This window comes from Shewanella inventionis, assembly GCF_019931735.1.
Lineage (GTDB): Bacteria > Pseudomonadota > Gammaproteobacteria > Enterobacterales > Shewanellaceae > Shewanella > Shewanella inventionis.
In genome coordinates this window covers 4,056,481-4,076,597 of record NZ_CP082926.1, presented here as the reverse complement: position 1 = coordinate 4,076,597, position 20,117 = coordinate 4,056,481, and the positions used below count along the sequence as shown (strand labels likewise).

Annotated in this window: 17 protein-coding genes; 8 read left to right on the top strand and 9 right to left on the bottom strand. The window is 40.9% G+C overall.

Annotation, left to right across the window (positions count from 1 at the left end; genetic code table 11):
* Positions 1–63: 63 nt before the first annotated feature.
* Positions 64–417 carry a ribosome hibernation-promoting factor, HPF/YfiA family gene (gene hpf / locus K8B83_RS18185; RefSeq protein ID WP_188739285.1) on the bottom strand — a complete coding sequence of 118 codons (354 nt, stop codon included), beginning with the start codon at positions 415–417 and terminating at the stop codon, positions 64–66.
* A 494-nt stretch (positions 418–911) separates the two neighbouring features.
* Here hpf and K8B83_RS18180 point away from each other — a divergent pair, with 494 nt between their 5' ends.
* The gene (locus K8B83_RS18180) at positions 912–1,577 is read left to right on the top strand and encodes a cytochrome b/b6 domain-containing protein (RefSeq protein WP_188739286.1); all 666 of its coding nucleotides are present in this window, start codon (positions 912–914) and stop codon (positions 1,575–1,577) included.
* Between the two features lie 70 nt (positions 1,578–1,647).
* Here K8B83_RS18180 and K8B83_RS18175 read toward each other — a convergent pair whose 3' ends face one another.
* Positions 1,648–2,097, bottom strand: a complete 450-nt coding sequence (locus K8B83_RS18175; protein ID WP_223420110.1) for a c-type cytochrome — start codon at positions 2,095–2,097, stop codon at positions 1,648–1,650.
* Between the two features lie 234 nt (positions 2,098–2,331).
* Here K8B83_RS18175 and trpR point away from each other — a divergent pair, with 234 nt between their 5' ends.
* The gene (trpR, locus tag K8B83_RS18170) at positions 2,332–2,610 is read left to right on the top strand and encodes a trp operon repressor (RefSeq protein ID WP_188739287.1); all 279 of its coding nucleotides are present in this window, start codon (positions 2,332–2,334) and stop codon (positions 2,608–2,610) included.
* Positions 2,611–2,638: 28 nt separating this feature from the next.
* Here the strand turns inward: trpR and K8B83_RS18165 are convergent, their stop codons facing one another.
* Both K8B83_RS18165 and slyD read right to left on the bottom strand, forming a co-directional pair.
* A complete protein-coding gene (locus tag K8B83_RS18165; protein ID WP_188739288.1) occupies positions 2,639–3,016 on the bottom strand; it encodes a hypothetical protein in 378 nt (125 codons plus the stop codon).
* Between the two features lie 220 nt (positions 3,017–3,236).
* Positions 3,237–3,803 (bottom strand): peptidylprolyl isomerase, encoded by a 567-nt coding sequence (gene slyD / locus K8B83_RS18160; RefSeq protein ID WP_188739289.1) that lies wholly within the window; start codon positions 3,801–3,803, stop codon positions 3,237–3,239.
* 710 nt (positions 3,804–4,513) lie between these two features.
* Between slyD and thrA the strand changes: the two genes are divergently transcribed.
* From thrA to K8B83_RS18140, 4 genes are all read left to right on the top strand, one after another.
* Positions 4,514–6,982 carry a bifunctional aspartate kinase/homoserine dehydrogenase I gene (thrA, locus tag K8B83_RS18155; RefSeq protein ID WP_223418597.1) on the top strand — a complete coding sequence of 823 codons (2,469 nt, stop codon included), beginning with the start codon at positions 4,514–4,516 and terminating at the stop codon, positions 6,980–6,982.
* Positions 6,979–7,938 (top strand): homoserine kinase, encoded by a 960-nt coding sequence (thrB, locus tag K8B83_RS18150; RefSeq protein ID WP_188739291.1) that lies wholly within the window; start codon positions 6,979–6,981, stop codon positions 7,936–7,938. Before thrA ends, thrB begins: the two co-directional genes overlap by 4 nt.
* Before the next feature lie 42 nt (positions 7,939–7,980).
* Positions 7,981–9,264: a threonine synthase gene (gene thrC / locus K8B83_RS18145; protein WP_223418595.1), complete on the top strand. Its 1,284-nt coding sequence runs from the start codon at positions 7,981–7,983 to the stop codon at positions 9,262–9,264.
* 177 nt (positions 9,265–9,441) lie between these two features.
* Positions 9,442–9,987, top strand: coding sequence for a hemerythrin domain-containing protein (locus tag K8B83_RS18140; protein WP_188739293.1), 546 nt, complete (start codon positions 9,442–9,444; stop codon positions 9,985–9,987).
* Between the two features lie 90 nt (positions 9,988–10,077).
* Here K8B83_RS18140 and K8B83_RS18135 read toward each other — a convergent pair whose 3' ends face one another.
* The 5 genes from K8B83_RS18135 to K8B83_RS18115 form a co-directional block, all read right to left on the bottom strand.
* Positions 10,078–10,263: a DUF3545 family protein gene (locus K8B83_RS18135; protein WP_160053078.1), complete on the bottom strand. Its 186-nt coding sequence runs from the start codon at positions 10,261–10,263 to the stop codon at positions 10,078–10,080.
* A 197-nt stretch (positions 10,264–10,460) separates the two neighbouring features.
* Positions 10,461–12,098 carry a glucose-6-phosphate isomerase gene (gene pgi, locus K8B83_RS18130; protein ID WP_223418593.1) on the bottom strand — a complete coding sequence of 546 codons (1,638 nt, stop codon included), beginning with the start codon at positions 12,096–12,098 and terminating at the stop codon, positions 10,461–10,463.
* A gap of 19 nt (positions 12,099–12,117) precedes the next feature.
* The gene (gene tal / locus K8B83_RS18125; protein ID WP_223418592.1) at positions 12,118–13,071 is read right to left on the bottom strand and encodes a transaldolase; all 954 of its coding nucleotides are present in this window, start codon (positions 13,069–13,071) and stop codon (positions 12,118–12,120) included.
* A 295-nt stretch (positions 13,072–13,366) separates the two neighbouring features.
* Positions 13,367–14,479 carry an OmpA family protein gene (locus K8B83_RS18120; protein ID WP_188739296.1) on the bottom strand — a complete coding sequence of 371 codons (1,113 nt, stop codon included), beginning with the start codon at positions 14,477–14,479 and terminating at the stop codon, positions 13,367–13,369.
* A 397-nt stretch (positions 14,480–14,876) separates the two neighbouring features.
* On the bottom strand, positions 14,877–17,243 hold the full coding sequence (locus tag K8B83_RS18115) for a phosphoketolase family protein (protein ID WP_223418590.1): 2,367 nt from the start codon (positions 17,241–17,243) through the stop codon (positions 14,877–14,879).
* Between the two features lie 515 nt (positions 17,244–17,758).
* Here K8B83_RS18115 and K8B83_RS18110 point away from each other — a divergent pair.
* Together K8B83_RS18110 and yaaA are read left to right on the top strand one after the other, a co-directional pair.
* Positions 17,759–19,195, top strand: a complete 1,437-nt coding sequence (locus K8B83_RS18110; protein WP_223420108.1) for an alanine/glycine:cation symporter family protein — start codon at positions 17,759–17,761, stop codon at positions 19,193–19,195.
* Between the two features lie 101 nt (positions 19,196–19,296).
* Positions 19,297–20,073, top strand: a complete 777-nt coding sequence (gene yaaA / locus K8B83_RS18105) for a peroxide stress protein YaaA (RefSeq protein WP_188739298.1) — start codon at positions 19,297–19,299, stop codon at positions 20,071–20,073.
* The last annotated feature ends 44 nt before the right edge of the window (positions 20,074–20,117 follow it).

Below are 20,117 nucleotides of genomic sequence, written 5' to 3'. Positions count from 1 at the left end.
CAAGGATGAATTGCTGACAAAATAAAGCGCACCCGAAGGTGCGCTGGTTAATAGTAAATAACATCAAGCTGCGTTTTCCTCCTTATAGACATACTCAAACTCGTCATCTGTGTCATTGGGTAATGACACATGTCGTTGAGCATGGGGTTTGTGAGTCAGGCGGTTTAGCTGTTTTTCCAGCTTTTGTCCCATTGCAGTAATCGCTGCGTATAGGTTTTCACTTTTCGCCTGGGCAAATAAATCTCCACTAGGTAATCCAACCGAAGCCTCAATTTTAAACAGTTGCTTTTCTTGTGTGATAATAACGTGCGGATTAATTAATTGAATATCGTGTCGAGATAGTTTTTCTAATCTTCCTTCAATGCGTTCGCGGATAAGGGCAGTGACTTCAAGTTGTTTGCTAGTGATTTTCAGCATATTTAGAACCTTCTTGTTGTTTGCTTGACTTCAGATTACCAAGGTTGAACATAAAAATCGTGATCTAAATCACATTTTTGCCTGTGTTTATTTTTGACTGCCGCATATTTGATCGCTTAGGCATTTTTAACGAAAAAATGGCAAAATGTGCTTGTGTTACGCAGCAGAACAGCTCATATTTGAATGAATAAGTTGATACTCTATTAACTTTTTTGTGTATTTATTGCACTATTTACAACGTCGGGTAAGCTACTAAAATCTGCATTGTTACTGCGTTTGTTTTACTCCTCTTGTTACTCCACTCTTATAAAACATAGTTAGCTTATAAAACATAGTTAGCTTATAAAACAGAGTTAGCTGTTCGTTTATCCACCATTGTGTGAGCACGATAAATCAGCGCTTGACACTGCCTGAGTCTTTTTTCCTAAAGCAGCAAAATCTGACACAGATTTGGATTATAATCCCCGTAAGCAAATGGTTATAGGCAGTTATCAATGAGTATAGAACAGCAAAAAATAAAGGTGTGGGATTTTCCAATACGATTATTCCATTGGTCTATGGTTGGCTTACTGGCTGGCTTGTGGTGGACCGCCGAAATAGGTGAAATGCAATGGCATCAAGTGTTGGCCTATGTGTTAATGACGCTGATTTTATTTAGGCTGGTTTGGGGATTTATAGGCAGTGAAACGGCTAAGTTTAGCCATTTTTTTGTTGGGCCTAAAAAAGTCATTCAATATGCATTGACCAAGCCTAAACCCCGTTCTTTAGGGCATAACCCTTTGGGTGCCTATATGGTATTTGCCTTACTTGGATTGATAATGTTGCAATTAACAACGGGCTTATTTGCCACAGATGAGATTTTTACAGAAGGCCCGTTAATTCATCTAGTGTCTTCTGATACTGCCAATTGGCTAACTTGGTTACATAAAACAAATTTTAATGTGATTTTAGGTTTAGTTGTATTGCACGTGGCTGCTGTGATTGTGCACGTGGTTAAAGGCGAAAATCTAGTTAAGGCGATGTTTAGTGGTTATAAATATGTGAGTGGTCAAGTAACTGCGCCTGCATTACGCTCACCTTGGTTAGCATTGGTGATAGTGGCGTTGTTGTTTGCTGGTATTTGGTTGCTATTGTTAGGGCCTGTGGTGAGCTTTTTGTAGATCAGCATTTTTGCGATGATAAAAATAAAGCCCATAACGGGCTTTATTTTTTAGATTGTTCTAGTACTTATTAATCTTTTTTGTAAACGTCATGACAACCTTTACAGCTTTTACCCGTGTTAGCAAAAGCTTGTTTGATTTGGTTTTGGTCACTTGATTTAGCGGCAACGGCCAATGCTGCAGCGTTATCTTTAAATGCTGTCATTTTGCTATCGAAGTCTGCTTTGTCTTGCCAAATTTTAGCTAACGCTTCAGTGTCACCTGTTTCGGTTCCATCAATAAAGCCTTCATGAGGGAGCTTAGAAAGTGCTGCTACATTGTCTGCACGAGCACTAAATACACCTGCGTCAAATGGCTTTTTGCCTTTGAGCATGGCGCCCATATCACCAAAGTTGTATGCAATTAGGCTAAACGCAGATTGACGATATTCAATGGCATCAGTCGGCTTTTCAAAGTTGTTAGCGATTGCTGCAGGGATGATTATTGCAGTTGCTACAATGGCAAGTAATGTCTTTTTCATCATATTCCTTCTCATCTTTCTAGTAATAGTAAGGGTTCCATAAGCACTTGGTTTAGTCTGATCTACATATCGTTAATAGTATAAATGTGCAATCAGTCACGGTTTATTCTACACAATTTTTATATCTAGATGCGATAAGTTTTCTTACTACTTATCAACGGAGTACTTTTGCAAAGTACTGAGAATAATTGATACACTTGTACTGTTTCGGCATTACTACAAAGAGAAAAAATTATGCGTGCCAACTGGAATTTAGTTGTAGATAAAATATTGACCCATACAAACGAAGAAGACTTGTCAGTGTTATTTCAATTATTATTAACAGAAGAAGAGCGCAGTGCGGTGTCAGGGCGATTACAGGTATTTCAAACATTGTTAGCAGGTGAAATGAGCCAGCGACAAATTGCATCAGAACATCAAGTGAGTATCGCAACCATTACTCGATGTTCAAACTATTTAAAAAATATGTCTGCAAGCCAACGAGCTAAGGTCAGAAAGTTAATTCTTGACTAGAGCCTGTTGGCTTAATTGTTATGCTCGTTTATTGCCGTATCCCTTTAGGGTATTTATGGTGTCGGTAGCTTGACCGTCGCATAAACAAGTAAGCGCCATAGGTGGCTAAACACAAAGCAAATAGCGTGCTCGAATCTTTGGGGTAAAAACGATAAAGACTGAGCGCCGAAAATACATAGATAAAAGGCATTAAACCGTACAAGGTCTCAGGTAATGCTCCTGCTTTACGTTTGCGCTTGGGATCCGTGCGACGATTTTTAGAGCGTAAGTTATAGATGTGAGCACCGTATAAATACACCACTATCGAAGCCGCAAGGGCGTAACTTGGTTCTAGCAAAAATATGCTAGCTGTGCCAACAATCATGTAGCTGTATGGCAATAGTTCGTATATTGGTTTGATTAACATAAGCACTCCGTCGCTATGTATTAATTTTTATATGAGTAGGCAATTAGTAAAGGATCATCATGGTTTTGTTGTCCATTTCCACCATGGGGATAAGTCTAACTAATTGTTGTTTTCTGATTAAAGTATAACGTAAATAGAAAGGCACTGCCTAGAACTTAGACAATGCCTTGTTGTTTTTTCAATCTTTCTGATGACGCAGAGTGAGTTTTACTCAGCGTTATTAGTGACAGCCACAGCCACCATTACCATCACACCCTGGTTTTTCTGAGCCACACGAACCGTGTTCATGGTCATGATCGTGTCCGTGACTCCCACAACCACCTTGCGCATGAATATGGCCATGTGCAAGCTCTTCTGCACTCGCTTCACGTACAGCAATCACTTCAACGCTAAAGTTTAATGACTGGCCAGCTAGAGGATGATTACCATCAACTACAATGACGTCATCTTTTACTTCAGTAACCTGAACAGGGCGTTGACCTAATTCTGTTTCGGCAATAAAACGCATGCCAGGAATAATATCTTCGATGTCACCAAAAGCACTGATAGGGACTTCTTGCTTTAGGCCAGGGTGGTACTCACCATAACCTTGAGCTGCGGGGATATTGGCTTCTACTTTTTCGCCAGCGGATTTGCCTTCTAAGACTGATTCGAGACCAGGGATTAAGTTTTCTGTCCCATGTAAGTAAACCATTGGTTCACCTTCAAAAGAACTTTCGATCAATTCACCTTGCTCATCAGATAAGCGGTAATGAATCGTGACCGCTGCATGTTTTGTAATTTTCATATCGCCTCCAATTCGTGATTTGCGCATCATACCGTATTTTACGAGTCGCCTGCGACGATAAACATCAGTTTTTGCTTATTCAATCACAGCTTTTTTTATTTTGTAGCCAGTTAAATGTCAAAATTGAGGTTATGTTGAAAATAAATCACTTTATGCGGCACATTGTCACTATGCTGTTTCAGTTTGTGTTTATCGCGCGTTCCTCTTTGTGATAGTTGTTAGATACGTATTTTTGAATATTTTAAAAAATCATTATAAACAGATGTTTAAATTTTATAGCGCCGTGTTAAGTGTGATTTTTAGGCGATTTAGGGAGAAAAAAACTGGCCGAATGTCGTTATTGCTAAACTGTGAAGTTTGAAAATAATATAAATCAACTTATTTTTAAAAATAACTAACAAATAAACTGTAAGCAGGGGTTGACAAGTCTAGGTAAAAAAAGCAATTCTGTTACCCAATGTGTATCAGCTGATTTAGCGGCAACTCTGTATTTGCCGCTAAAATAAAAATGAGATTGTTAATGTTGACCATCATGCTCGTTGTAATTACTACCATTACAACCACCACTATCACCATAGTGGGGGCGGGCTGATTACACCCTAAAAGATTTGTACAACAAGCCCGCTTCCCACAATAGAAGCGGGCTTTTTTGTTTTTAATTCAATAATATTAAATTATGGTCACCATGCTTTGGTGGCAGGGAGAAGTAAATGAAAGTAATGAAATTTGGCGGAACTTCGCTGGCAAATTGGTCTCGTTTTTCAATGGCAGCAGATATTATTGCAGACTCTTCAGTTACAGAATCTGTTGCTACGGTACTTTCTGCCCCTGCTACAGTGACTAACGCATTGCTTGAAATGGTCGATTTGGCCGTTAGCCAACAAGATTATCAAGTTGTTTTAGACCACATAAACCAAGTATTTAGCAGTTTGTTTACCGAAGCATCTGTTTCACTTCTTAATGTGCAACAATTTGAACAATTATCAGCAAAACTTGCGGCGCAAATGTTGGTTTGGCAAGACAAACTCCATGGTATTAAGTTGCTTGGTGAATGTCCTGACAGCGTACGAGCGCAAATTGTGGTGACGGGTGAGCGCTTATCCGCAGCATTAATGGAACAGGTTATGTTGGCTAAAGGGCTGTCGTCTTCACAATTAGACCCCGTTGCTTTGTTTTTAGGTCAAGGCCAACCATTAGAGTCTGTGGTTGATATCAGCGTGAGTAAACCTCGATTTGCAAACCTGCCTTTAGATAAATATCGTGTTTGGGTGATGCCTGGTTTTACCGCTGCCGATGCCCACGGAAATGTGGTGACGTTAGGGCGTAATGGTTCTGATTATTCAGCAGCTGTATTAGCAGCATGTTTAGATGCATCAAGCTGTGAGATTTGGACAGACGTAGACGGCGTGTACAACACTGATCCTCGTGTTGTAGCGGATGCAAAACTTTTGTCGCAATTAAGTTATCAGGAGGCGATGGAGCTGTCTTATTTCGGTGCTAAGGTATTGCATCCTAAAACAATTGCGCCTATTGCTCAGTATCACATTCCTTGCTACATCAAAAATAGCTTCAATCCTTCGGCTCCCGGTACTTTAGTGTCCAATGAGGTAGATAAAACAGGGTTGCAAGTTAAGGCGATTTCTAATTTAGATAACCAAACCATGTTTAACGTTTCAGGTCCAGGAATGAAAGGCATGGTGGGGATGGCAAGTCGTACTTTAGCGGCCATTTCTCGTAGTGGTATTTCTGTGTCGCTTATTACACAGAGCTCATCTGAGTATAGCATCAGTTTTTGTGTGGCGACTCATGAGGCAAACAAAGCCAAATCTGCGTTAGAACAAGAGTTTGAGCTTGAAATAAAAAATGAGTTGTTAGAGCCAATTGAGCAGCGTAAAGACCTGTCGATAGTGTCATTGATTGGCGATGGAATGAAAACCCACAAAGGCGTAGCCGCTAAGTTTTTTAGTGCATTAGCTAAAGCGAGTGTGAACATTGTTGCTATTGCTCAAGGATCATCAGAACGCTCGATTTCAACCGTTATTCAGCAAAAAAAGACAAAGCACGCTATAGGTGCCTGTCATCAAGCCTTTTTTGATGTGCAGCAATATGTTGATGTCTTTTTAGTGGGCAGCGGCAATGTAGGGGCTGGATTGTTGGATCAAATTAAGCAACAAACAGCCATGTTAAAAGAACAACATATCAGTATTCGCGTATGTGGTATCGCCAATTCTCGCCAAATGCTGCTCAATAGCCAGGGGATAGAGCTTAATGAATGGCAATCATTATTAGCTGAAAAGGGCCAAGATTACGATTTAACTAAGTTACTCGAATGGGGTCAAGAACAGCAATTGTTAAACCCAGTTCTCGTTGATTGTACCTCTAGCGAACTGGTTTCTGATTGTTATATTGAAGTCATGAATGCAGGCTTCCATGTGGTGACTCCTAATAAAAAGTCGAACACTCGTGATTATGCTTATTATCAAGCACTACGCCAAACGGCATTGGCCCAGCGTCGACAGTTTTTATATGAAACCACTGTCGGGGCAGGTTTGCCTGTTATTGATAACTTGAAAAAACTGCTTTATGCCGGCGATAAGTTGCACAAGTTTAACGGCATTCTTTCTGGTTCGTTGTCGTATATTTTTGGCATGTTAGATGAGGGCATGAGTTTGTCTCAAGCAACTGCTATTGCGCGCGAAAAGTGCTTTACAGAGCCAGATCCTCGTGATGATTTAAGCGGTATGGATGTTGCCCGTAAAGTACTTATTCTTGCTCGTGAAGTAGGGTTGCCGCTTGAGCTCTCAGATATTAATGTTGAGTCAGTTCTGCCTGCATCATTTGATGATTCAGGTGATGTTGAGCAGTTTATGGCTAACCTAGCATCTCTTGATGTGGCGATTTCAGAAAGAGTCGCCGCGGCTAAAGCCCAAGGTAAAGTGCTACGTTATGTTGGCCAAATCGATGAGGGGCAATGCCATGTAAGAATCGTTGAGGTTGATGCCACAAATCCATTATACAGCGTTAAAGGTGGTGAGAATGCGCTTGCGTTCTACAGCCGTTATTATCAACCTATTCCTTTTGTGCTTAGAGGTTATGGTGCCGGTACTGATGTTACCGCAGCAGGTGCTTTTGCTGACGTGTTAAGAACCCTAAACTGGACTCGTGAGGTTGGGCTATGAATCAAGCGGTAAAGGTAAGCCAAGAGATGCTTACTGTGTATGCGCCAGCGTCAATGGGCAATGTAGGTGTAGGTTTTGATTTACTGGGCGCAGCGCTAGCGCCCATCGATGGCTCATTACTTGGCGATAGAGTGATGATCAGTGCGGCTAGCAGTGGGGTTCATTTTAGCCAAGTAGGCCAGTGGGCTCATAAATTACCCGCTGAAGGTAAAGACAATATTGTTTACCAATGTGCTGAATTTTTTTTACAGAAGCTGGAACGCCAAGATGGCGTTAAGATTAGTTTAGAAAAAAATCTTCCGGTTGGGAGTGGTTTAGGATCGAGTGCGAGCTCGGTCGTTGCAGCGCTTTATGCGTTAAATGAGCATTTTGGAAAACCGTTTGATGAGCAAGCTTTGCTAGGGCTAATGGGGGAGTTTGAAGGCAAAATTTCAGGCAGCGTGCATTATGATAATGTCGCACCTTGTTATTTAGGTGGCATGCAATTAATGCTTAATGCAAGCAATAAAGCTTGTGCTGCTATTCCCAGTTTTGATAACTGGTACTGGGTGGTAGCCTATCCTGGTATTTCATTGTCTACGGCAAAAATGCGTGAATTACTGCCAGCACAATATGACAAATCAGTCGCCATTGATTTTGGTCGCTACTTAAGTGCTTTTGTTCATGCCAGTTACCAACAAGATGCCCCATTGGCTATTGAAATGCTTAAAGATGTATTAGCTGAGCCATATCGTGCCGCAGCGATCCCGGGTTATACCGATGCACGAGCTGCATTAGCTGAGCTGGGTATGTTAACCACGGGGATTTCAGGCAGCGGCCCGACATTATTTAGTGTTACCGATGATCTCGCCACCGCAGAAAAAGCAAAAGCCTGGTTGATTGAGCATTATATTTCTGAATCTGGTGGGTTTGCACATGTGTGTAAACTTGATGAGTTAGGCACTCGCTGCGTTTAACTCGACATTATTTATTTTTTGAATTTAAAAAAGGCAGTCGTAATGGAATTATACAATTTAAAACATCCATCACAGGTAGTTAATTTCAGTCAAGCGGTACAGCTGGGATTAGGCAAAGACAGAGGGTTGTTTTTTCCAAAATCGATCCCTGTGTTAACTGATATTGATGCATTGTTGGCATTACCTTTTGCTGAGCGAAGCAAAAAGGTTTTAGGGGCTTGGTTGGCCGATGAGCTTGGTCAAGATAGTGTTGATAAGCTTGTTGATAATGCTTTTACCTTTGATGTGCCTCTAGTCAACGTTGATGAAAAGCGCGCTTGTTTAGAGTTGTTTCACGGGCCTACATTAGCCTTTAAAGACTTTGGCGCCCGCTTTATGGCTCAGTGCGTTAACTTACTTGCAGGTGATAAAAAGCTGACTATTTTAACTGCAACCTCAGGCGATACGGGGGCTGCGGTAGCTGATGCATTTTATGGCTTAGATAAAGTGAATGTGATGGTGCTGTATCCCAAGGGGAAAATCAGCGAGCTACAAGAAAAGATGTTTACTACGTTAGGTAAAAATATCCATACCGTCGCTGTGACTTCAGATTTTGATGCTTGTCAGCACCTTGTTAAGCAAGCATTTGACGACAGTGATGTGCGTGATGGTTTAGCATTAAACTCTGCTAACTCAATTAATATCAGCCGATTGTTAGCCCAAATTTGTTATTACTTTGAGGCAGTTGCTCAGTCGAAAAAAGCGGGTAATGATGACATTGTTGTTTCAGTGCCAAGCGGTAACTTTGGTAATTTAACCGCGGGATTGTTTGCAAAAGCAATGGGTTTACCTATTAAACGTTTTATTGCTGCAACTAATAGCAATGATACAGTACCGCGTTATTTGCACGATGGCGCTTGGCAGCCACATAAAACAGTGGCGACTATGTCTAATGCAATGGATGTTTCTGAGCCAAGTAACTGGCCAAGAGTTGAAGCCATTTGTGAGCAAATGGGCTGGCCTTTATCGTTAGTGACAGGCGTTGCTTTGTCCGAATCAGAAACGGCTTTGGCATTAGCCGAGCTTTATCAATTGGGCTATCAGTCTGAGCCACATGCTGCTATTGCGGCTCAAGCATTAACGTTGGGGTTAACAGGGAGTGAAAGAGGGATTTTCCTTGGCACCGCTCACCCTGCTAAATTTAAAGATGTGGTCGATCAACAATTATCGACGGATTTGCCTTTACCTCCTGAATTAGTCGCAGTTGCACAAAAGCCCATATTATCTGCAGAATTAGACGCCGATTTTGAGCAGCTAAAAGCTCATATGTTTTCTGTATTAAAGTAACGTCTTGGTTTTGCTCTAACACCTAACACGCAACAGGGTTGTGGTTAGGTGTTTTTTTATATTCCAATATTATGATCTTGGTCATACCTCATTTTGCATATCATGGTGTAGATTAGAAAAAGCACCAATATTGGCTATTATTTATACATTGCTGTTACGAAATGACGGGAGAAGGTTATGTTGCAACGTTTAATGCGCGATCATAAGCATATTGCCATTTTGTTGAATATACTTTCCAATAAATTGGCTCGATTAGCTGAGGGGCATGGGGTTAACTTTAATCTTGTCAGGGATATTGTTGAGTATATGCAAGGTTATGCCGAGCATAGCCATCACCCATTGGAAGATATTATTTACGATTACTATAGTAATAAGGCCGGATTGGCAAACTGTGGCCAGTTATATAACGAACATCATAAGTTAGCAGAAGCGTCAGGCTCATTGATTTATAGTCTAAATATGATTTTGTCTGATGTGGTTATTTCTCGTGAGAAATTAATCAAAGATCTAGGAGATTATATACAATTACAGCAATTACATATGGAGTACGAAGAAAGAGAGGTATTTCCGCTTTTTGTCAGCACGTTAAATGAGAATGATTGGGATAGGGTATCGGTTCTTTGTCAACAACGTCTTGTGGATGACCCTTTATTTAATGACAATGATAAATCCATGTTTGAAGAGTTACGTGCTTACATAGAAAAAGCTGAAAACCCAATCTAGCGTCTTGTTGAATCATGCCTAACAAAAAGAGCGCTAAATGCGCTCTTTTTAGTGATGATAGCGACAATCAAAGATTGTGCGTTGGGGTCATTAGAGAACTAATGTACTAACATCGAAATCGAATGAATCATCGATATCTTGCAATTCCTTGAGTAAACGTTGTTTATCTTTAATGGCTTCAATTTCACGCCATTTACGTTTCTTTGACGAGCTTTTTGAGCGGCTTGGTCTTTCAACAACTTCGTCTAGCGCACCACCATAGTCTAATCGATCCATGGTAACCTCCCTTGTTATTATGATGTCTCTCAATGAATAAATATCATATTTCAACTATAGGGTGCAACACTTGTGTTGCATTTTAGTTACTAAAAAATCACAGTTTAGTGAATTTGCTAGAAAACAATAATGCCGTTCAAACAAGTTGAACGGCATTATTAATTAACCACGCTTTATCGGTTCACACTAGTGGGCTTTTATAATTTACCTTGACGATATAGGTTTATTAAAGCATTACTTGAACTGTCTAGTTCTGTTGCATCTTGGTCTGCACCAATGCGCTCTAGTACATCATTGCCTAACTGCTTACCAAGCTCGACACCCCATTGATCAAATGAGTTAATTTGCCATATTGCACCTTGCACAAATGTGCGGTGTTCATATAGCGCAATTAATGCGCCTAAGGTGGTTGGGGTTAGTTTATCCATTAATAAGGTATTGCTTGGTTTGTTACCTGACATCACCTTATGTTTGGCAATAAGTGCTTTTTGCTGCTCATCAAGTTTACTGTTACTGAGCTCCGCTAATGCTTCTTCAAACGTACGACCTTGCATCAATGCTTGAGTTTGTCCAAAGCAGTTTGATGCTAGCTGATCATGATGTTCACCCAAAGGATTATGACTTTGTAGTGGCATGATAAAGTCAGCAGGAATTAACGCAGTACCTTGATGCAGTAATTGGTGATAAGCGTGTTGGCCATTTGTGCCTTCGCCTCCCCAAATTACCGGGCCAGTACTGTAATCTACATCAGTGCCATTAAGGGTGACTGACTTGCCGTTACTTTCCATATCAAGCTGTTGGAAGTATGCAGGTAAGCCACGTAAATAATGATCGTAGGTCAAAATTACATGAGACTGTGCACCATGGAAATTACCATATAACACAGACAGCATAGCCATAATCACCGGCATATTTTGCGCTAAAGGGGCTGACACAAAATGCTCATCCATTTGGTGAGCACCATCAAGTAAGGCTTTAAAGTTATCCATCCCAACTAATAGCGCAATAGGTAAACCAATCGCTGACCACAAAGAATAGCGTCCACCAACCCAGTCCCACATTGGGAAAATGTTGTTGGCATCCATTCCAAATTCAGTTGCTTTAGTGACATTGGATGTTACGGCGACAAAATGCTTTGCAATATCTTGCTGTGTCGCGCCTTGGGCTAAGAACCAGTTTTTAGCACTTAACGTATTTGTGAGCGTCTCTTGAGTGCCAAATGACTTTGATGACATGACAAATAAAGTTGTCTCAGCATTAAGGCCTTTAAGCTTTTCACAAATCGATGTTGCATCAACGTTGGCGACAAAGTGGCAATTAAGCCCTGCATGCCAATAAGGTCTTAACGCTTGAGAGACAATCTTAGGCCCAAGAAATGAGCCGCCAATACCAATACTGACTACATCTGTAATGGTTTTACCTGTGTAGCCTTTCCATTGTCCAGATTGAACCGACTCAACAAATTCGGCCATTTTGGCTAGGGTTTGTTGTACTTCTGGTACGATATTAGCGCCTTCAGCGATAATCACTTGATCGGCTTTGCTTCTAAGGGCGGTATGCAATACTGAACGCTGCTCTGTATTGTTTATCACATCACCTTTGAACATGGCGCTAATTTTTTCACTTAAATTGGCTTCATTCGCCAGTGAGAAGAGCAGTTCAAGTGTGTCACTGTTGATGCGGTTTTTAGAATAATCTAAAAACAGCCCACAAGCCTTAACACTCATTTGTTCAAAACGTTGTGGGTTTTGATCAAACAGTGTGCGCATATGAGGTAATTGACTTGTGTGAGCTTGCAGTGCTTTCCACGTAGCGCTTTGAGTGAGTGTAGTCACGAGTAAAGCCTCCTACTGTTTAGCTTAATTTGCTTTTTAGCATAACTTCAAGTTTGCCCTGATCGATGGCAAAGTTACGAATACCTTCTGCTAACTTGTCAACAGCCATTGGGTCTTCATTAAAGTCCCAACGGAATTGCTCTTCAGTCAATGCCGCAGGTGCCGGAACAGTTGATGTAGCAGCAACTAGCTTGCGGCTAATTGTGACATCGCTGTTCGCGAGTTCCTCAAGTAATGCAGGGCCAATAGTGAGGCGATCACAGCCAGCTAATTCGATTATCTCACCGATGTTTCTGAAGCTTGCACCCATCACAACCGTGCTATAGCCGTGTTGCTTGTAGTAGTTGTAAATTTCAGTTACTGAAACCACACCAGGGTCAGTTTCTGCGGTGTAATCTTGACCTGTGTCTTTTTTATACCAATCTAAAATACGGCCTACAAAAGGCGAGATAAGGTATACGCCAGCTTCAGCACAAGCTCTAGCTTGAGCAAAACTAAACAGTAAGGTTAAGTTGCAGTTGATACCTTGCTGTTCTAATTCTTTGGCTGCGCAAATGCCTTCCCAGGTGGAAGCTAATTTAATTAAGATACGAGATTTGTCGATACCTGCTGCTTGATAAAGCTTAATTAGTTTATGTGCTTTATCAATTGAGCGTTGTTTATCAAACGATAGACGAGCATCAACTTCTGTAGAGATACGGCCTGGCACTAGTTTTAAAATTTCAACACCGATGTTCACAGCCAATTTATCGCCTGCATCTTCGATTTGTTGTTCAATATTGTTGCTTTGTGTTTTTGCCCATGCAATTGCATCATCAATAAGCGGTGCATATTCTGGAATTTGAGATGCTTTTAAGATTAATGATGGGTTGGTGGTCGCATCTTCAGGCTGATAACGCTTAATTGCCTCTATATCGCCAGTGTCAGCAACGATGGTGGTAAATGATTTGAGTTGCGCGAGTGTGTTGGCCATGAAAATTTCCTCTCGATAAGCAATAAATATAGAACTATATCGTTATTAGAAGCGATTTTGCGGATTATTCCAACTTAAATTGTAAAAAAATTACGAAATAATCCATTATTTACGCCCTGTTTAGGTGGATATTGTTGCTAAATAGACAGAATTGGTTAACCAAGTTGAAAGGTGCTTGCCACTCTATCACTGCAACGTCAGTACTAATCACTGTTGTACTAAGTTTAGGTTGTTCTGAAAACAAAAAAGCCGCTGCAAGCAGCGACTTTTAAAGTGTAGCGTATTATTGTGACAATTAACGCATTACTGGACGTTTTTCAGTACCAGTAACAATTGCTTCGATACGACGGTTAACACGGTTAGCTTCAGCTGAGTTGCCTTGCATAACAGGTTTAGTCACGCCATAACCAATTGAGCTAATACGTGTAGTTTTGATACCGTATTTGTTATTCAATGCATTTGCAACTGCAACCGCACGACGCTCAGAAAGCTTCATGTTGTATTCTGCTTTACCTACATTAGACGCGTGGCCTTCAATAGATACAGTGTGTTGTGGGTACTTAGTTAAGTGGTCTGCTAGTTTTTCTAAATCAGCAAATGAACCCGCGCGGATTTCAGCTGAATCGTTAGCAAATAAAATGCCACCTAAATCATACTTGGTTGTTACGTTTTCATAAACAGTACAACCAGTTGCATCAACTTTGTGTGTCATTGGAGTATCTGGACACTTATCGATGTTATTTGTTACGCCATCTTTGTCATCATCGCCAGCTGCAACAACAACTGGTGCAACAACTGGAGCAGCAGCAACTGGAGCGGCAGCAGCAGTACCGAAGCGATAGCTTAATGCTAATCCCCAGTAGTTGCTTTCCATTTTTAAGTTATTTAATACATCGGCGTCCATGTTTTCATAACGACGGTATTTTGCTTGAAGCTTAAGATTGTCAGTAAAGTTATAACCAACACCGGCACCAAGGAATAGAGCTACACCTGAGTCACTTAGGTTAACGCCGTTAAATTTTTGGTCGTTTTCTAGTAGGTAGCTGTAGGTACCAACTTCAGAAGAAAGACTCCATTTGTCAGCTAAAGGGTAAAAACCGACAACACCAACGCTAACACCTGAAGCGGCAACGTCATATTTGCGGTTATCATTACCAGTCCAATCAGCGTTACCTAAATCGCGGTAACCTAATTCAATACCGATATATTCGTTAAATAAGTAACCACCAAACACATCCCAAGCATATGGGTCATCGTCACCACATGTTAATGCGTTATCGCAGTTCTGTTCATAATCATTAATACCTAAACCACCACCAACATACCAAGGCGACAAGCCTTCTGCTGCAGACGCTGCGAAAGGTAACATTGAGGTGAGTAATACTACTTTTAATGTGTTCTTCATCATAATTTTTAGTCCATTGTTATTTTACTCCACCATACATGCATGTAACGGAGTTGTTAGGGTCATGCATTACTGACACTTAGCGTGGTGATTCTTTGTGTTTTAGTCAGCGGCGCAATTATGGGCTGTAATTAGATGTTTTTCCATAGTAAAAAGGATTAATTTTTTGTAATGGTCAATTATAAGGCACCGCTGTTTATTTGACTTTTAATTAAAAAAGTCTGTAAAAACAGATGTTAAGGCTTATTGTTTTGTCTTGAGGAGGATTTTTAATGAGTGTTAAATATCGTCTTTATTTTTAATGAGTTAATCAAATACGCCTCAGATTATTGGATTTTGGGCATAGTTAAAACAGAAATACGCCTTAACGGCGTATTTCTGAGAGCTATAGTCACTTAAATTAACGTGTCCATACCCAGTTTTCTATTTCTTCAGGATCTACACCGTTAGCTTTGATGTAGTTCTTGTGGTCGACCAAGCGCTGAAGCATGTCTGTTGTAATGGCCACATGTTGTGTTTCATCAATTACACCTTGTTGGAACAACTTATAAGCCATATCGATAACTAAGTGGTATCGAGACGTACCATTACGCACGCCCATGTCGAATGGTGTGGTTGTTGAACCTTCTTCCTCATAACCTTTGATACGGAAGCGACGGTTGCCTTTATAGTCAAACACTAATTTTTTGATGGTGTTTGGATAACCGTGATAGTTAAAGACAACCCCTTTATCTGCGGTGAATACTTCATCCATCATCCAAGGCTTGCTTTGGAATTTAAGGCTACCCAAACCGCTACTGTGTAATTCAGATACGCTGACAAAGCGAATGCGAACTCTTGGTAAGATTTCACGAATTAATACCAGTGATGCCATACATTCTTGAGTGGCGTAATCACCACAACCTGCAAGTACCACATCTGGGTTTTCGTCAGAGGCAAAATCCCATACCATCACGCCATCTTTAGCTTGTTTACGAGCTTCATCTAATGATAACCATTGTGGTAGCGATTTTTTACCCGCAACAATAATGTTTAACTTGTCTCTGTCTGCATAAGCGCGCTCGGTATAAACCAAGGTGCTGTTAGCATCTGCTGGTAAATAAGCAGAGATAATGTCTGGGTGTTTTTCTAACATAGCGCCAAGGAACGATGGATTCTGGTGAGAATAACCGTTGTGATCTTGACGCTCTAGAAGCGATGAAAGTACTACGTTACATGCAGGAATAGGCTTACGGAAATGAATGCCTTGGCTCGCATGTACATATTTACAGTATTGATCGGCCATTGATGACACCACTTGAGAAAAAGCCTCATACGTTGGGAACATACCGTGACGGCCTGTTACGGTATAGCCGTGGAGCATACCGAAAAGCAAGTTTTCTGATAGCAGCTCGATAACACGACCATCGCGAGACATGTCTTCATCCCAGCTTTCAATTGGCCACTGCCAAGCGCGATCTGTCTCTTCAAATACAGCTTGAAGCTGGTTTGAATAAGTTTCATCTGGGCTGAAGATGCGTAAGTTACGTTGGTCACGGTTTAATTTGAATGCATCGCGCATCCACTGACCCATTTTAAGCATAGAGTAACCACGTTGACCTCGAGGCGTCTCTGCGCCATAGCTGAGCTTGGTTAAATCTGGGTTTGCTAATGCACGTACCACTTCACCACCGTAGCTCAAACGTTGACGTCCACAACAAAGCTCTTTTGGTGGCATTAACGACATGATGTCTTTATCAAAAACTAGCTCACCTGTTTCTGTCGTTTGTACTAATTCGTCAAATTTATAGCTGGCTAACCAAGCATCAAGTGCTGCAAGGTGGCCTTTGTCTGTAGCGCAATTATTGACAATAACTTGGTGAGATTCGCAGTTTCCTTCTAATTTTTTACCATTATATTCAGAGGTACCTGTCCAACCTTTTGCTGTGCGCATTAAAATAACTGGCCAACGTGGTTTAACCACATCCTCACCAGAGCGAGCTCGACGCTGAATGTCATTTATCATCTCATATGATAAGTCCATTGCTGCTGTCATTTGTTCAAAAATGTCAGTATCTAGTTGGTCATCAACAATAATCGGATGGTAACCAAGGCCACGGAATTCTAAATCTAATTCCTCATGGCTCATACGGCCCATACGTGTTGGGCCTGAAATCTTATAGCCATTAATATGAACGATGGGTAATACAGCACCGTTATTAGCTGGAGATACCAAGCGGTTAGCATACCAAGATGCAGCTAAAGGGCCGGTTTCAGCTTCGCCATCACCGATTAAGCAGGCGGCAATTAGATTAGGATTGTCGAGTACAGAGCCCCATGCTACAGAAAGTGAATAGCCTAATTCGCCACCTTCTAAAATTTGGCCTGGCGCTTCAGGGTTTGCATGTGATGGGTAGCCGTATGCAGCTGAGAATTTTTTACAGATATCTTCAATACCCGTTTCGGTATAAGGGATCGTTTCAGGGTAGAAATGGCTTAATGAACCTTCAACAAATAAGTTAGCTTGTACCGCAGGGAAACCATGACCAGGACCAACAAGGTAAATGAATTCACGCTTATGTTTTACAATCAAACGGTTTACGTTGGCGTAAACAAAGTTGATCCCCGGACAAGTACCCCAGTGACCTAATAAACGTGGTTTGATATCTGTGTGCTGTAAAGGACGTTTGAATAGCACATTTTGCTTTAGATAAATTTGTGAAGTCGCAAGGAAGTTGGTTGCTCTTACATATTTTTTTAGCGCGATGATTTCATTTGAGTTAGTCATAGTGACCTCGGTTAAAAGTGAAAATATTAAATTAACTTTCTTTGAGAACACTGTATTCGTAATTTAGTTACAATAATGTGGCCTTTATCTAACTTTTAGCGATTGTTTGTATGCCTGAATCTCACTTTTCGTCAATTGCAGCTTAATTGCTTGAAATTTAATAACGATTATCCAGCGGTTTATGAATAGAGCATTCACGTTGGAAGTGATAAAGTGTGATGGAGGTCACTTGTGGTTTTTGTTTTATTTTTGTTGCATTGCCGTGCTATTTACTTAAATCAAGTATCCGGTAAGTAACAAGCTCTTAGCATTATAAAGCCGAAACAAACAATACCTATTAATCTACAAGTTTTAGCTTTTATAATGTTGGCTTCACTTTGATGATTTAGTGGTCTGCATTAGTGCATAACAGTTTGCACAGTGACGTGCTCTGGCTGTTTTGTGATGATTTACATCGGGATTACACCTGAAACAAAAAAAATAACCTTATAACGGGAAGAAAAAACAATATGGCGATGTTAGAAACGATTGTTAATTTCATGAACAGTTTGCTTTGGGGTAAATTGTTAGTGTATGGCTTGGTTGGTGCTGGGTTATATTTTACCGTCCGTCTGGGCTTTATACAGATAACTCACTTTGTTCATGGTATTAAAGTGTTGGCTATCAGTCGTCGTCCTGGTAAGCACGGGTTGTCGTCATTTCAGGTCTTTTGTACCAGTATGGCTGCAAGAGTCGGTGCTGGTAATATGGCTGGTGTGGCTGTTGCAATTGGTACCGCAGGCCCAGGCGCCGTTTTCTGGATGTGGGCTATTGCTGTATTAGGTATGGCAACAGCGATGATAGAGTCGACTCTGGCGCAAGTTTATAAAGTTAAGGATGGTGATGGGCAATATCGCGGCGGTCCTGCTTATTATATGGAAAAAGGCTTAGGCCAGCGTTGGATGGGTGTGCTGTTTTCATTCTTTTTAATCTTAGCGTTTGGTTTAGTCTTTAATGCCGTCCAAGCTAATACCATTACAGGTGCGATGACCCAAGTATTTGGTTTTGAACCAATCTATGTTGGTATCGGTATTGTTATTTGTAGTGCATTTGTGATTGTGGGTGGATTAAAAAAAGTGGCAAAAGCCTCAGAGTTAATCGTACCTATTATGGCAATAGCCTATATTGCAATTGCATTTGTTGTGGTTGCAATGAATATTGAGAAGTTACCAGATGTATTTATGTTAGTTATCAATAGTGCATTTGGATGGCAAGAAGTCGCCGCTGGTGGTATTGCCTATAGTGTTGCTCAAGCTATGCAGGCCGGTATTGCCCGTGGTTTATTTTCAAACGAAGCCGGTATGGGGAGTGCTGCTAATGTAGCAGCAAGTGCTTCACCTAATCCTAACCATCCAGCCTCACAAGGTTTTGTGCAAATGATGGGGGTGTTTGTGGACACTATTGTGATTTGTACAGCTACCGCCGCGATTATTTTGCTCTCAGGTGATGCTGCAGAAGGCTCCGATGGTATTGCAAAAACAATTAGTGCATTAACAAGTCATGTTGGTGATTGGGGTGGTGCTTTCATTGCTTTTGCTATTTTGCTTTTCTGTTTTACGTCAATTATTGCTAACTATTCATATGCAGAAACTAATGTGATGTTTTTATCTGGTAACAGCAAAAAAGCGCTACCACTGTTTCGTTTAGTTGTTTTGGCTATGGTGATGTTTGGCTCGCTGGCTAAAATCAGTTTAGTGTGGGATCTGGCCGATGTATCAATGGGATTGATGGCGATTGTTAACTTGGTCGCGTTAGTCTTGTTGTCTGGTCTAGCGGTAAGAGTAATCAATGATTATCGTGAGCAGATTGATGCAGGGATCGATCCTAAGTTTGATACCAGTAAATTTCCTGAGCTTGAAGATCAGCTAGAAGAAAAAATTTGGCCAAACTCTACCGAACCTGCCAAAAAATGATATTTGTAGGTTAAGGTAATCGAAAAAACCATGTCATTGCGGCATGGTTTTTTTATGTCAGTCCAGTATCATAACGCTATGATTTTATTTGGAGCGAACATATGCTGGTTTTGATTTCACCTGCAAAAACATTGGATTTTGAAAATCCTCCAATCACGAATGATTTTACTCAAGCGCCATTATTAGCACAAAGCCAAGACTTGATAGACGTTTGCCGTGAACTCACTCCAATGGACATCGCCAGCTTAATGAAGGTGAGCGATAACATTGCCGGATTAAATGCTGCACGCTTTTCACAATGGCAGCCGCCTTTTACATTAGATAATGCAAAACAAGCAATTTTTGCTTTTAGAGGCGATGTGTATACCGGTTTTGATGCTGATAACTTATCGGGTGAGCAAATTAAGGCAAGCCAAAAGCACCTGCGGATTTTGTCTGGTTTGTATGGCTTACTTAAGCCGCTTGATTTAATTCAACCATACCGTTTAGAAATGGGCACCAAACTCGCTAATCCTAAAGGCAGTAACCTGTATGCATTTTGGGGCGACAGCATTACCGAGGAAGTGAATAAGGCAGTAAAAGAGCAGGGCGATGATATTATTGTTAACTTAGCATCGAACGAATATTTTAAGTCGGTCAAAGTCAAGCAACTTGCAGGAACGCTTATTACGCCAGTGTTTAAAGACTGTAAAAATGGTCAATTTAAAGTGATTAGCTTTTATGCCAAAAAAGCGCGCGGTCTGATGGCGCGTTATATTGTAGACAATCAGCCTAAAAGTATCGAACAACTAACCCAGTTTGATCTCGAAGGCTATTATTACAGCCCAGAGCAATCAACTCCGTCAGCACCTGTTTTTTTACGTGCAGAACAAGGCTGATAGTTAAATGAACATACAAAAAAGCCCCTAGATTATTTCACTAG